The following is a 13,231-nucleotide window of genomic DNA, read 5'->3' as shown; positions in this document are numbered from 1 at the left end:
TTAATTAAGTTAAAATGCTACTCCTAGATTATTATCTCCCAACTAGAAATAAAACCCAAGTGAAGTCTCTTCCTCGGCCTTTTTCATGTCAATATTTCCCAAATTATTTTTTGTAAAATAAAGGTTTTAAAAATTAAACTGTTAGAGAGAATTAAAAAATTCCACCAATCCTGTGGATTTGCAGTCAGACATATCTAGCCTACAAAGTAATGCCTCATACCTTCTAAACATATATAAACAAAACCGACTGCCCAATGGATAGCCGGTTTGTTAGACACTTCTATTCTTATAGCCATAGCTTGCACTGATTTACTCTTCAAAAAGAGTGTTTAGGTACAAAATTCGCTTCTTAAGCAGATTTAATTTACAGAATAAAAATTAGAGGAGCTGACCATTCTTTCCATCGAGTCAAATTTAAAGCGCTTGCTTTAATTTTAAAAAAGATAAAAACTAAACTTTTAGTATTTAAACTGTGATCTTTACAGATTCCTTGTTAGGACTTGCATACTTAATTGGACGAACAAAACGGATTACTGATAAGGAAGCAAAAATAGCCAACCCGCCTGCTAATAAAAAGGCTGATGTGAACGAACCAGATTGATCCACAAGGTACCCTGTTAAAGCAGGTCCAATTATCCCAGCTGTATTGGCTAAAAAGTGCATAAATCCACCGACTGAACCCACACTGCTTTGCTCCACAACATCCTGGACGATTGCCCAGTAAATGGCTCCTGTCAAGTAAAGGAAAAAGACGGACAGGGCAACTAATGTTACGGCACTGACTGTGGTTGTTACAAGGCCGGCACAGCCAATACAAACAGCTGAAATAAATAGACAAGTGACTAGCACAACTTTTCTTGAGAATAAAACACCTTTGTTGGTAAACTTTTTAAAAACAAAATCTGAAACAAATCCGCCAGAGGCAAGACCGATGAATCCTACAATCCATGGAATCATTGTAATAACACTCATGTCCTTTACATCCATATGGCGGGAATCTACCAAATAACTTGGGAACCAGGTTAAGAAGAAGAATAAAATATAGTTATAGGAAAAGAACGCAAATGCAGTAAATAATACCGTTTTTTGTTTCAAATAAAAAGTTAATGGGCGTCTTTGCTGTGAAACATGGTTGATATTTACAACAGATGACTTTTCTTTAGAGGCGGCGGGCTTTTCCTTCACAAATTTCCACCAAAAAACCGCCCAAACAAGACCAATAAACATTATTAAAAGAAATGATATTTTCCAGCTGAATGTAATGGCGATAAACCCTACAATCGGACCTGAAATGGCACCGCCAAGTGGTGTTCCACTATTCGTTAAACCAACAGCAGACGCACGTTGGTCAGCTGGAAACCAGTTATTGACCATTTTACTGATGGTTGCCGAAAGCGGCCCTTCCCCCATACCGAATAAAACACGAATGACAATTAAACTAGTAAATCCGACTGCTAATGCAATAGCACCACTAAATAATGACCAAACAATCATTGCAACGAACAAAGTAAGTTTGGCACCATATTTATCAGAAGCCATCCCGCCTATAAAATTGAAAATTGCATATCCAACTGAAAAACTACTAAAAATAATTCCCATCTGGGTTGCTGATAAATGTAAATCTTCCTTAATAAAAGGAGCACCAATGGATAAGGCAGATCGGTCAAGATAATTAATTACGCCAGCTACGAATAATAAAATCAGTACAGGTAGTTTATCTTTTGAGAACATTTTTGATAGCATCATATACCCCCTATTATTTTGTTACCGCTTTCACGTAATTCATAATTTAACTATACTTCAACAATAGCCTTTATTACTTTGGCCTCAGGGGCTAACCACCCTTCAAATTGATTGATCATCTCATCAATGCTTGCACGATGGGTAATATACGAATCAATATCCACTCCACCACTTTTTATTGCATTTACTACATATTCAAAATCTTCTCGAGTAGCGTTACGACTTCCCATTAATGTAAGTTCTTTTTTATGAAAATCAGGATCATTGAATAAAATATTACCTTTAGTTAAACCAACGTAGATTAATTTTCCACCATGTGCAGGATAGTTAAACGCATCCGTCATGGAATTACCATTTCCGGTTGCATCAAATACAGCTGTTGGCATTTCTCCTCTTGTTATTTCATTTATAGTCTCCAATGGATTTTCCAATGCGTTCACTGTAAAATCTACTTTGGCCCATTTACGACAAAACTCCAAACGTTCTTGGTTTACATCCATTGCTATCACTTTAGCTTCCTCTTGCTTAGCAAAAGCCATTACCCCTAATCCAATAGGTCCGGCACCAATTACTAGAACGTATTCCCCTTTTTTAAGTGAAGAACGTCTAATGGCATGTGCACCTATACTTAAAGGTTCAATCATTGCAGATTGATCTAGTGTAAGCCCATTGGTTTTAATTAAATGATTGTAAGGAACTGTAATCCATTCACTCATTCCACCTTCAATGTGGACACCTAATACTTTCATATCCGTACAGCAGTTTGTTTTGCCATTTCTACAAGCAATACATTCACCACATTCCATGTAGGGAATAACTGAAACTTGATCTCCTTCCTTTAATCCACAAGAGTTTTCCCCTATAGATTCAATTTGACCAGAAAGTTCATGACCGAGTACACGAGGATAGCTAAAAAAGGGTTGGTTGCCTCTGTATGCATGGTAATCAGTTCCACAAATGCCAATGCGGCGAATATGAACTAAAGCTTCTCCCGTTTTAAGTACAGGAGGTTCCACTTCTACCATTTTAAATTGATTTGGTTGGTTACAGACTATACTTTTCATTTTGGGGGTAACACTCCTTTTAATTTTAAAAATTAGAAAGCCTTTTCATTTTGAACTCCCCTCCATCTTATCATCAATATTTGAAATAAAAATTACATTTATTGCTTTATTTATACCCTTTTTTGACGTACGATTTATTTAGGTGATATCTAATGAAAAGCGTTCAAAAATTTTCAAACAATAACTTGTTATTTCCTTTTTCTTTTATCTACCAAGATACCAAAAGCCCACAAAAAGAACTGCCTGACCATATTCATGATTATTATGAAATTGTTTATGTCTATAGTGGAAAAGGGGCTTTTTTCATCGATGACATTTTCTATGACATGAAAAAGGGTGATATATTCCTTATCCCAAACAATACCATCCATCGTGCAATGCCTGATAAGGATGAACCTGTGACATCTACCATTATATTTTTTAGCCCAACATTACTTTATAATGTCTTACTTGATGATTCTTTTTCTTATTTAAATTTGTTTGAGATGGCAGCGAAAATTAAACATTATAAAATATCCCTGCAAATTGAGCATCAAAAAAAAATAGAACAACAACTTTTAAACATATCTCAAGAAACTATAAAAAATGAACTGGGTTCTAGGCATGCCTCATTGCTAATTGTTCACCAAATCATACTTGAATTATATCGCGCCCACATCGACAATAAACAACACATAGTGGAATCTAACACTTATGGACCAGATTGGATTAAAGAAATTTTAGTCTATATTAATAACAATTTAAGTCATCCATTAACCCTGACCGAACTTGCCAACGAGGCCCTAGTCAGTACTTCCCATTTTAGTAGAGTATTTAAACAAACAACTGGGATGGGATTGACCGTTTATTTGAATCATAAAAGAGTTATCAAGGCTAAAGAACTATTACTAAAAACAAATCAAAAAGTTTCCTTGATTGCCGAAATGTGTGGATTTGAAAGCATAACCCATTTTCATAGAATCTTTAAAAAATATATGGAAATGACCCCAGCGACTTATCGAAAAGAGAATAAGATACCACATTCATAACATTTGAAGCACTTGATTATCAAAAATGTTTAACCTTTTTAAGTAGTACAGGACCTATTTTAGGACGGGCGCGAAGATTCTATTTAAAAAATAGAAAAAACCACAGTGTGACGAAACACTGTGGTGCTTTACTTTGAGAAACCCGTATTTATAAACAGTATCTTAAATAGCTTCGTTAGTATTAATAAGCTAAACTGAACAATGCTTTAATATGTGATAAATATCGAACATTACTAGCTTCTTTCATTAATGACGCTGGCATCCCTTTTAGTGGAATAGAGTTCGCACCAATGGTAGCTACCGCATCTTTACGTCCCAAGCTTGCAAGTGTTCCAGAGTTAACTTGAGAGAACTCTTTAAAAGCTTTGTTCTCTAAAAAGGCAAAGACATTATAGCCTGTTTGTTCTCCCATTTGCCAAGCAATTTGGGCCGTAGGCGGGAATGGCCGTCCTTCAGGACCAAAGACAACCGCACTGTCACCGACAACAAATACGTCTTTATGTGAAGTAGATTGAAGATATTCGTTAACGGTTGCGCGTCCACGATCCACATCAAGTCCTGATTGACCTACTAGAGGATTACCCTGTACTCCGCCAGTCCAAACGAACGTATTAGCGGTAATTTTTTGTCCATCTTTTAAATCAATGACATTTCCTTCTACATTAGTTACAGGAAGTCCAGTTAAGAATTGAACACCACGTGCTTCTAAACTCGCAGTAGCTCGTTCAATTAATGGATCTGGTAAAACAGGTAAGATTTTAGGGCCTGCTTCTACTAAAAGCAGCTTTACTTCTTTTGGATCCACACCATAGCTTCTAGCAAGTTTAGGCATGATATCAGCGATTTCTCCAACCAACTCAACACCGGTTAAACCACCGCCGCCGATAAGAATCGTTGCGTCTGCTTCATTTTTCTTTTTTGCATATTCAGCGATCCGTTCTTCGATATGTTGATAGATTTTATTCGCATCCTCAGCTGATTTTAACACCATGCTGTTTTCTTCTAATCCTGGAATACCGAAGTAAGCTGTTTTGCTTCCTAAAGCCACGACTAACGCATCATAGGATAAAGTAGATCCATCTGAAAGTTTTACTTCTTTTTGATCTACTGAAAATGACTCAACCTTTGCGATTTTAAGCTCAATATCTTTTCCTTTGAAAAGCTTCGCTAAAGGCATGGCCACTGCCTGTTCTGCAACACTTCCTGCTGCCAAACGATGAAGTTCTGTGATAATTTGATGTGTAGGGTACTGATTAACCACAGTAACTTGTGCTTGATCTTTATTTAAATATTTACGAATATTAATAGCAGCTAATAGTCCGCCATATCCGGCACCTAAAATAACAACTTTCTTTGACATAGTCTCTCCCCCGTCTCTATGGATGTACTGTTAAAATTATTTCGCTGAGCGTTCTGCCGAAACCTCAAGATAAGCGTTAATGAAACGGAAAAGTTTTTGAGCTTGAGGGTCTTTAATCATTTTCAAAAGTCCAAATAAACCGATCACTTCATTACTTTCTTCAGCACGATCTTTTGCTTCAATTGCAGTAGCAGCTACGTTTTTCACTGTATCTTTAATAGGTTCTACAATCTCTGTAATGGCTCCAATTGTATCATTTTTTAATACTTCATCTGTTGCAACTGACTGAGCGAAGTCGTATGACTTTGTTAATATATTCACAAGTTCGGTCAATTTTGGAAGCTGTTCTACTAATGCGGTCAATGATTCCTGAACCTCCGGCTTTAGCAACTGATCGAGTACATCAAGTTGTTCTGCTTTAGTTGGTTCTGACTTTGGTCTGTCCATAACTTCTAACATATCTTATTCCCCTTTCGATAGGCTGTTAAGAATTTGGCTAGTAATATCCCATTAATAGAATGGCCGATATGTACAATAAATAAAAGACCATTAGATTTAATTATCTATTCCTGCCAGCTTTTTTCTCCTAAACAATATAAACACTATATTAAAATTATTAACTAACAAGTTATTATGATAGAGTAATTTAGGATTTTTTTCAAGGATTCATCCTTTTACAATTATTTCATAACTTTCTGAATAATAGTCTAAACAACCATAGAAACACTATAAAAACGGATGGTTAACCCATCCGTCTATCTTGTTCTTATCCCTTTAAATTGCTAGTCTATAACTATATGGATTGGGTGTGTCCTGTTTTCACTTCCATGTCCCTGTGAGGTCTTGCTCGCCATAAGATAATGAACGAGACAATTACGATAACGAGACACACCAAATTAACAGAACGAAATCCCGCAAGCTGGGCTATCATTCCACCTCCCAAATTCCCCACTAACCTCCCCATTGTAGAGCCGTTTGAATAAATAGTCGCAGATTGGCCTGGTGAATTGGGCAGAAGATCCGTAAAATAGCTTAATCCATTTCCCATAACAATAGCCACATAGGTAGCTTGCAAAAGCTGGGCTGCTATCAGCTGCCAGGAATGGTTCGATACGCTTAAGATCGTATAGTAGATAACTGCAATCAAGCAGCCAATCATCATAAGGGCATGATTCGATATTTTTTTGCTCATGGCACCGAGCACAAGCATAATCGGAATTTCCATACCAGCACAAACACTAACCACCAATCCCACATCTGTATGTGTGCCATGGAGTTCATTGACAATAAACAAAGGTGTGTTGATCCCGTTAATCGCATTTACAGCAAACAGAAAAATAAATGCGAGAAGCGGCTGTCTAATCTGTCTGTTTTTCAGTGAAGAAGTACTTACTGGACTTTGTTTCTTCCTAGTTTTGCTTGGAACCACCTTTCGTTTTTGCAGAAAAATGAATACAAGCGATGCGATGGTTAGAAAAATGGCGGATGTTCCCAGAAAGAGTCCTTTGTATCCAAAAACCCCCAAAATGAAGGTACCGCCTAATGGCCCCACAAGGAATCCAAGTGAGACAAGCGAACGTAATGTTGACATTGCAAACGTAATGTCATCGGATTTGCTTGCATTTGCCGACTCCTGTGCGTAGGCGTAGATTTGCGGCATAGCAGCAGCTCCTAATCCATTAAAGAGAGAGACGGTCATAAGCAGAATAAAGTAGTTATGAAATACTAAATAAGAAGTATATCCCAAAGCAGATGAAAGCATGGCTACAATAATAATCCATTTTCGATTAAGACCACTATCGGACCGTTTAGCAATAAGCGAGTTTACCACCAAGCCGCTTATTGAACTCACAGCCATGAAAACTCCAAAGGCTGCCGCACTCATTCCCAAATCTTCTGTAGAATACAGGGAAAGATACGGCATGGTAATCGAAATTCCGATACCGACCAGCAGCATACAAATAACGAATAAACTATAATCTTTAATATCAAACAGTTTTTTTAACCGTGTGTACAAATTTTAGTCCCCCCTTAAATTCGAGATTCTTTCCTAAAAGAAAAACCTAAACCACTAAAATTGAAGGCTTAAAAAGCCCTTAATTTTAGCGATTTAGGTTTTGCCTGGATAACCAGTAACAATCCAATCGGGTTTTGCCTGAGTACACCAGTAACAATCCTGAATTCACATTATTAATTTCATATAACTACATTATAAATAGTACTTAGATCCTTACAATTGTTAAATGACCTCAATTTGTTCATTTTTAAACAAATTAATCATAATTGTTAATTATCTTCTGGTAGTGGACTAACACAATCTATAATGTGATAGAAAAATATCGTTGTTTTACAAAAGAAAAAACATTAAATATCTATTTTACGGGTACCGATCCATTTTACAATTTCGGGATCGTTATGGGAGAAAAACAGGCTCTTATTCGTATCTAATGTAGCAATTGTCTCCATATCCTCTTGGCTTAATTCAAAGTCAAAAATATCGAAGTTTTCGATGATTCTTTCCTTATGAACAGACTTTGGAATCACCACTACTTCTCTTTGGGTCAACCAACGTAAAATCACCTGGGCAACTGATTTATTATACTTTTCGGCTAATAATACTAAAACTTCGTTTTGGAACATGTTATTTCTTCCTTCAGCAAAAGGTCCCCAGGACTCTATCTGAACATGGTGCTCTTTCATCAGTTTAGCACTTTCTATTTGCTGGCAGAAAGGATGCGTTTCAACCTGGTTTACGGCTGGGGTGATTTCATTATGAATAATCAAATCTACCAGACGATCATTCTGGAAGTTACTAACACCAATGGCCCTGATTTTTCCCTCACGGTACAATTCTTCCATCGCACGCCAAGAACCGTATATATCACCAAACGGCTGATGAATTAAATACAAATCCAAATAATCCAATTGCAGTCTTTCCAGTGATTTTCCGAAAGCTTTCTTTGTGCTCTCATAACCAGTATCTTGAACCCAGAGTTTTGTAGTAATAAACAATTCCTCTCTTGGTACACCACTCCGCTTGATTGCTCTGCCAACTGCTTCTTCATTCAGATAAGAGGCAGCGGTATCAATTAGTCGATAGCCTGCATAAATAGCGTCATAAACGCTTTGTTCACATTGATTTGCATCTTGAATCTGATAAACACCGAAACCAAGTATAGGCATTTCTACACTATTGTTCAAAGTTACTTTTTGCATTTGAATTCCTCCAGTTTATTTTTATTAAACAAGCTATTATTTGCCCACTCTATTTGCGTATTCTGCCGGATATCGATCTCCGGAAATCTCAATCTTCGAGAGCGCATTGTTCAAATCACTTAGTTCCCCGGGGGTCAGTTCAACCTCAGCCGCGCCAAGATTTTCTTCCAGACGTTTCAATTTGCGTGTACCGGGAATCGGAACAATCCATGGCTTCTGGGCAAGTACCCATGCTAGTGCGATTTGAGCCGGCGCTAGGTCCTTCCCTGCTGCGATCTCCTTTATTAGTTCGACCAGAACCTGATTTGCTTCGATATTCTCAGGTTTAAAACGAGGCACGATGCTGCGGAAATCGGAACTATCGAATGTGGCATTTTTGTCAATTTTTCCGGTAAGGAATCCCTTACCCAACGGACTAAACGGAACGAAGCCAATTCCAAGCTCTTCAAGTGCAGGCAGTAGTTCTTCTTCAGGACTTCTCCACATCATAGAGTACTCACTCTGAATGGCAGTAAGCGGATGAACCGAGTGTGCACGCCGAATGGTGTTCACCCCTGCTTCAGAAAGTCCCCAATGCTTAACCTTGCCTTCCTTGATTAGGTCTTGTACTACTCCAGCAACTTCTTCTATCGGTACATTTGGGTCAACCCGATGTTGATAGTAAAGGTCAATGGTATCAATCTTAAGGCGTTTTAGCGATCCTTCGACTGATTTCCTAATACACTCCGGGTTACTGTCAAGCACCTGTTTTCCATCTACTATTTGGATGCCAAATTTAGTAGCGATGACCACTTTTTCCTTGAATGGAGCAAGCGCCTCGCCTACCAACTCCTCATTTACATATGGACCATACACTTCGGCAGTGTCGAAGAAAGTAACACCTCGGTCAATCGCCTCATGGATCATCGAAATCATTTCTTTCTTGTCTGATGCCGGACCATAACCATGACTCATTCCCATGCAACCAAGCCCGACAGCAGAAACTTCCAGGCCGTTTTTTCCTAATTTACGCTTTTGCATTATGAATCTTCCTTTCGTTTATCTTATTGGTACTCTAATTCCAAATATTTTTGTTTCTAGCTCCTCCTTATTATGCAACAAATGAAAAAGCAACCGTTATCCAAATCCTCCTAAATGATTGCCTATTCCTCTCACACCCACTTACGCACCAGAAGGATATGCATTATAATGGAACAATCAAGAATGAAGGAGTAAGGAGGAACTTATGTCTGAACAAATCTATAAAAAACAGGATGAGCTCGCTAAACTCATAGAGCAGCATACAGGCCGGGACGGTATTCACGAGACCACAATTCCGTCTCTATTTTTCATTCGCCAATCTACTGATATCGGACCAAGACACAAAGTTTATAAGCCTTCCTTGTGCATTGTTGTTCAAGGTGTGAAGGAGAATTTGCTAGGGATTGAGCAATTTCGTTACGGCCCTTCCGATTACCTTGTTACATCAGTTGACTTGCCGGTTACAGGACAAGTCTTGGAAGCATCCGCTGACGTTCCATATCTGGCTATCAAACTTGAATTTACACCGAATCAAATCATTGAGGTTATAAGGGATATGGGAATTCGAGTTGGCCCCAAAGAAAATGCTAAACGAGCGATGTTTGTCATCCGCATTGAAGTACCTTTATTGGAAGCAGTAATTAGGTTAGCTCGTTTATTAGACAATCCAGAAGATATCCCGGTGCTTGCTCCTCTCTTCACGAAGGAAATTCTCTATAGGGTTCTGCAAGGGCAGCATGGTGTCACGTTGGAACAAATGGCCATCGAAGGAAGCTCTACCAATCAAGTCAAGGACGTGATTGAACACATCATGAAAAATTATGTTAAGTCTATTCGCATTGAGAAACTTGCGGAAATAGCGAATATGAGTGAGTCTTCGCTTCATCGTCACTTTAAAGAGGTAACCACTATGAGCCCGATTCAATTTCAAAAACAATTGAGACTGCAGGAGGCCCGTCATCTATTATTGTCTGAAACAACTGATGCAACGGATGTCGCATTCCGGGTAGGCTATGAAAGTCCGTCACAGTTCAGCCGTGAATATTCCCGTATGTTTGGGTTTCCGCCTATAGAAGATATCAAACGTTTGAGAATGGAATATGACCAAAGGATTAATGGTTGATTCCCTAGTTATGGGGCACCCTAACCGAAGATTGTTTACTTTATAGTTGAGCGAATAACAAGTGGAGCTTATTCATTTGATGAACACAAAAAGCAACGATATAGGAAGATATTCACAGTAACCCCTCCTAATCTCGTTGCTTTGCATTTTCTTTATTTCTTTTTCTTCTTTTGGTAATTTAATAATTTCACCAGTTTTAACAACTTCTTAATTCTTTACTCTTATTTGTCTTTCCTGATCCGATGAAGGACGCTTGTCCACTAGCCACCTCTCATTTTGTCTTTCATTACCTCGATCATAGGCATCCCCCCCAGTATACACTCGTATTAGGTGCTCTCTATCCAAACATTCCTAGTAGAATTTCCTCAAAAATACCAAGTCATGTACTAGAGCTAAAGCGGGATTTAACAACTACTTTTAAGATTCCCAACACTATAGTCATGACATAAAAAGGCAACAATTTACCTACAAATTATTAACATTTTTTTCACATTTTTCCATTATAGTAAATACGTGTGACATAACATTACATCGAATGTTATGTTTTACGCCAAGTTATTTTGTAAAAATAGGAGGGAAATCTATGTCTACCATTTCAAGAATCTTAGATTTAAACAAGGAGCTCGCTAATCAACACAAGTATCAGGAATTTCAAACGACAAATTCTCCAGAAAAAAAACGTCATACTTTCATGTATGAATACTCGGTTACTAGAATTGCTTCCAAAAGCGATGGGATTAAAAAACGTAATGAGGTCCATTCGAACGGGACAAACTCACCTAATCTTGAAAGCGGGGTGTTTAAATGATCGATTATAACCGATTTAACGGCTATAATCTTGGCCATGTTCAAAAAGATGTAGTTGCTGGATTGATTGTTGGAATTGTAGCGATTCCTTTAGCAATGGCCTTTGCAATTGCTTCGGGGGTAAGACCGGAATACGGGCTTTATACCTCGATCATTTCCGGGATTTTGGTCTCTCTTTTTGGCGGATCCAAATATCAAATTGCAGGACCGACTGGAGCCTTTGTTCCTGTATTATTGGGAGTGGTGCTGCAGTTTGGTTATGAAAAATTATTGATTGCCGGTTTTCTGGCAGGCGTGATTATTTTTCTAATGGGTGCGTTCAAATTAGGGAGATTTATCAAGTTTATTCCACGGCCTGTGACCATCGGGTTTACAGCTGGAATTGCAGTGATTATCTTTTCTGGCCAAATTGCCAATTTCTTAGGGCTGAGTAACTTAAAAAAAGAAGAAGCATTTCACTTAAACATGAAAGAAATTCTCTTAAACCTGCATACCATTAACGTCTACAGTGTTTTGGTAGCTTTTATTAGTCTAGCCATTTTACTTTTGGCAACAAAATATATGCCAAAAATTCCTGGAGCACTGTTGGGGATAATTGTCTCAACTTTAATTGCTTCCTATTGCTTTCCGAATCAAGTTGCAACTATTGGTTCCACATATGGAGCCATTCCTACTGGGCTACCAAATTTTGAATTTCCACAGATTACCGGTAGTTTAGTCATTGAACTTCTGCCTGCCGCTCTGGTTATTGCCATGCTTGGTGGAATTGAATCCCTATTATCTGCTTTAGTGGCGGACAGTATGACCAACGAAAAGCACAATAGTAATAAGGAGCTTATGGCGCAAGGACTGGCCAACATGATAACCCCTTTATTTGGAGGAATCCCAGCTACAGGTGCTATTGCACGAACAGCAACTAATATTAAAAACGGCGCGTTCTCACCCTTATCCGGTGTCATACACGGAGTTGTCGTATTGATGGTATTAGTCATGCTCGCACCATATGCCTCGGCCATTCCATTAGCCAGTATGGCACCGATTCTTATGTTTGTTGCATGGAACATGAGTGAACGCAAAGAGTTTCTCCATATCTTAAAAACCAAAACAATGGATTCGCTTGTATTAGTCACTTCCTTCTTATTAACCGTTGTTGTCGACCTGACCACCGGTGTCGGCGGAGGAATTATTTTAGCGCTAGTGGCATTCGTTCGGAAAATGAGCGGGACTTTGAAAGTGTCGAAGGTTTTGCCGGACCCGGCTGATAAATTGGTGAAAAAAGAAATCGTACAGCAAGGTTCTAACTGTCCGCAAATTCATATTTACACATTAGAAGGACCATTATTTTTTGGAACCACTGAACGATTGGAAGAAGAAATTGAAGAGATTCTTTGTTCGAAACCGCGAGTTCTTCTATTAAGAATGAGCAAGGTTTCCTTCATTGATACATCAGGAGAAGCACTCCTCTCCAAAATCGTAAAACAATTAAAGGACCAAAAACAACATGTCATGATTTCCGGCCTCCAGGAACAGCCGAAAGAATTACTTTGGGCAACGGGGCTGAACAAAAAGATAGGCGAAAAAAATATTTTTGAACACACAGGTGAAGCTATCAATGCCGCACTAACACAACTAGAGATTAATAAGTGTAAAGGCTGTAAACAATTTGCTTTCAGCGAATGCGCAAAATTATCTTACCAGCCAATAAAGACAACACAAGCTAAAAATTCAATCGTGGCACCAACAACCTAATAAGATTTAATGCCCTGGGTTTCAAGTTCAATAATCCCTTTCCTTGTAATATTAGGAAGGGGATGTCTTTTAATTCTTCACGTTTATAAAATTTTGTATCCCTCAAATTGTCTAATGTCAT

Annotated in this window: 11 protein-coding genes; 4 read left to right on the top strand and 7 right to left on the bottom strand. The window is 38.3% G+C overall.

Translation table 11 applies throughout. The features are described from left to right. Positions 1–465: 465 nt before the first annotated feature. Both COD92_RS10685 and COD92_RS10680 read right to left on the bottom strand, forming a co-directional pair. A complete protein-coding gene (locus COD92_RS10685; protein WP_098996329.1) occupies positions 466–1,731 on the bottom strand; it encodes an MFS transporter in 1,266 nt (421 codons plus the stop codon). 62 nt (positions 1,732–1,793) lie between these two features. Then, positions 1,794–2,807, bottom strand: coding sequence for a zinc-binding alcohol dehydrogenase family protein (locus COD92_RS10680; protein WP_098531940.1), 1,014 nt, complete (start codon positions 2,805–2,807; stop codon positions 1,794–1,796). A gap of 152 nt (positions 2,808–2,959) precedes the next feature. On the opposite strand from COD92_RS10680, the gene COD92_RS10675 reads away from it, so the two are divergent. Beyond that, the gene (locus COD92_RS10675; RefSeq protein ID WP_098531939.1) at positions 2,960–3,835 is read left to right on the top strand and encodes an AraC family transcriptional regulator; all 876 of its coding nucleotides are present in this window, start codon (positions 2,960–2,962) and stop codon (positions 3,833–3,835) included. A gap of 181 nt (positions 3,836–4,016) precedes the next feature. Here the strand turns inward: COD92_RS10675 and COD92_RS10670 are convergent, their stop codons facing one another. The 5 genes from COD92_RS10670 to COD92_RS10650 all read right to left on the bottom strand — a co-directional run bounded on the left by COD92_RS10670 (position 4,017) and on the right by COD92_RS10650 (position 9,431). Beyond that, a complete protein-coding gene (locus COD92_RS10670; RefSeq protein WP_098531938.1) occupies positions 4,017–5,195 on the bottom strand; it encodes an NAD(P)/FAD-dependent oxidoreductase in 1,179 nt (392 codons plus the stop codon). Between the two features lie 36 nt (positions 5,196–5,231). Beyond that, the gene (locus tag COD92_RS10665) at positions 5,232–5,642 is read right to left on the bottom strand and encodes a helical membrane plugin domain-containing protein (RefSeq protein WP_098531951.1); all 411 of its coding nucleotides are present in this window, start codon (positions 5,640–5,642) and stop codon (positions 5,232–5,234) included. A gap of 346 nt (positions 5,643–5,988) precedes the next feature. After that, positions 5,989–7,212, bottom strand: coding sequence for a sugar efflux transporter (locus COD92_RS10660; RefSeq protein WP_098996288.1), 1,224 nt, complete (start codon positions 7,210–7,212; stop codon positions 5,989–5,991). Between the two features lie 347 nt (positions 7,213–7,559). Then, a complete protein-coding gene (locus tag COD92_RS10655; protein WP_098996287.1) occupies positions 7,560–8,411 on the bottom strand; it encodes an aldo/keto reductase in 852 nt (283 codons plus the stop codon). 36 nt (positions 8,412–8,447) lie between these two features. Next, positions 8,448–9,431, bottom strand: a complete 984-nt coding sequence (locus COD92_RS10650) for an aldo/keto reductase (RefSeq protein WP_098996286.1) — start codon at positions 9,429–9,431, stop codon at positions 8,448–8,450. A gap of 205 nt (positions 9,432–9,636) precedes the next feature. On the opposite strand from COD92_RS10650, the gene COD92_RS10645 reads away from it, so the two are divergent. The 3 genes from COD92_RS10645 (at position 9,637) to COD92_RS10635 (ending at position 13,110) form a co-directional block, all read left to right on the top strand. Continuing rightward, on the top strand, positions 9,637–10,554 hold the full coding sequence (locus COD92_RS10645) for an AraC family transcriptional regulator (RefSeq protein ID WP_098996285.1): 918 nt from the start codon (positions 9,637–9,639) through the stop codon (positions 10,552–10,554). A gap of 583 nt (positions 10,555–11,137) precedes the next feature. After that, positions 11,138–11,362: a hypothetical protein gene (locus COD92_RS10640; RefSeq protein ID WP_098531933.1), complete on the top strand. Its 225-nt coding sequence runs from the start codon at positions 11,138–11,140 to the stop codon at positions 11,360–11,362. Beyond that, positions 11,359–13,110 (top strand): SulP family inorganic anion transporter, encoded by a 1,752-nt coding sequence (locus COD92_RS10635; protein WP_098996284.1) that lies wholly within the window; start codon positions 11,359–11,361, stop codon positions 13,108–13,110. The genes COD92_RS10640 and COD92_RS10635 overlap by 4 nt, the downstream gene beginning before the upstream one ends. Positions 13,111–13,231 lie beyond the last annotated feature (121 nt).

Source organism: Bacillus sp. AFS037270 (genome assembly GCF_002585305.1).
This window is presented reverse-complemented; position numbering and strand designations above follow the sequence as displayed.

Coding starts and splice junctions, on each gene's coding strand:
- COD92_RS10685 (WP_098996329.1), bottom strand. CDS start 1,731: ATGTTCTCAAAAGATAAACTACCTGTACTGATTTTATTATTCGTAGCT.
- COD92_RS10680 (WP_098531940.1), bottom strand. CDS start 2,807: ATGAAAAGTATAGTCTGTAACCAACCAAATCAATTTAAAATGGTAGAA.
- COD92_RS10675 (WP_098531939.1), top strand. CDS start 2,960: ATGAAAAGCGTTCAAAAATTTTCAAACAATAACTTGTTATTTCCTTTT.
- COD92_RS10670 (WP_098531938.1), bottom strand. CDS start 5,195: ATGTCAAAGAAAGTTGTTATTTTAGGTGCCGGATATGGCGGACTATTA.
- COD92_RS10665 (WP_098531951.1), bottom strand. CDS start 5,642: ATGGACAGACCAAAGTCAGAACCAACTAAAGCAGAACAACTTGATGTA.
- COD92_RS10655 (WP_098996287.1), bottom strand. CDS start 8,411: ATGCAAAAAGTAACTTTGAACAATAGTGTAGAAATGCCTATACTTGGT.
- COD92_RS10650 (WP_098996286.1), bottom strand. CDS start 9,431: ATGCAAAAGCGTAAATTAGGAAAAAACGGCCTGGAAGTTTCTGCTGTC.
- COD92_RS10645 (WP_098996285.1), top strand. CDS start 9,637: ATGTCTGAACAAATCTATAAAAAACAGGATGAGCTCGCTAAACTCATA.
- COD92_RS10640 (WP_098531933.1), top strand. CDS start 11,138: ATGTCTACCATTTCAAGAATCTTAGATTTAAACAAGGAGCTCGCTAAT.
- COD92_RS10635 (WP_098996284.1), top strand. CDS start 11,359: ATGATCGATTATAACCGATTTAACGGCTATAATCTTGGCCATGTTCAA.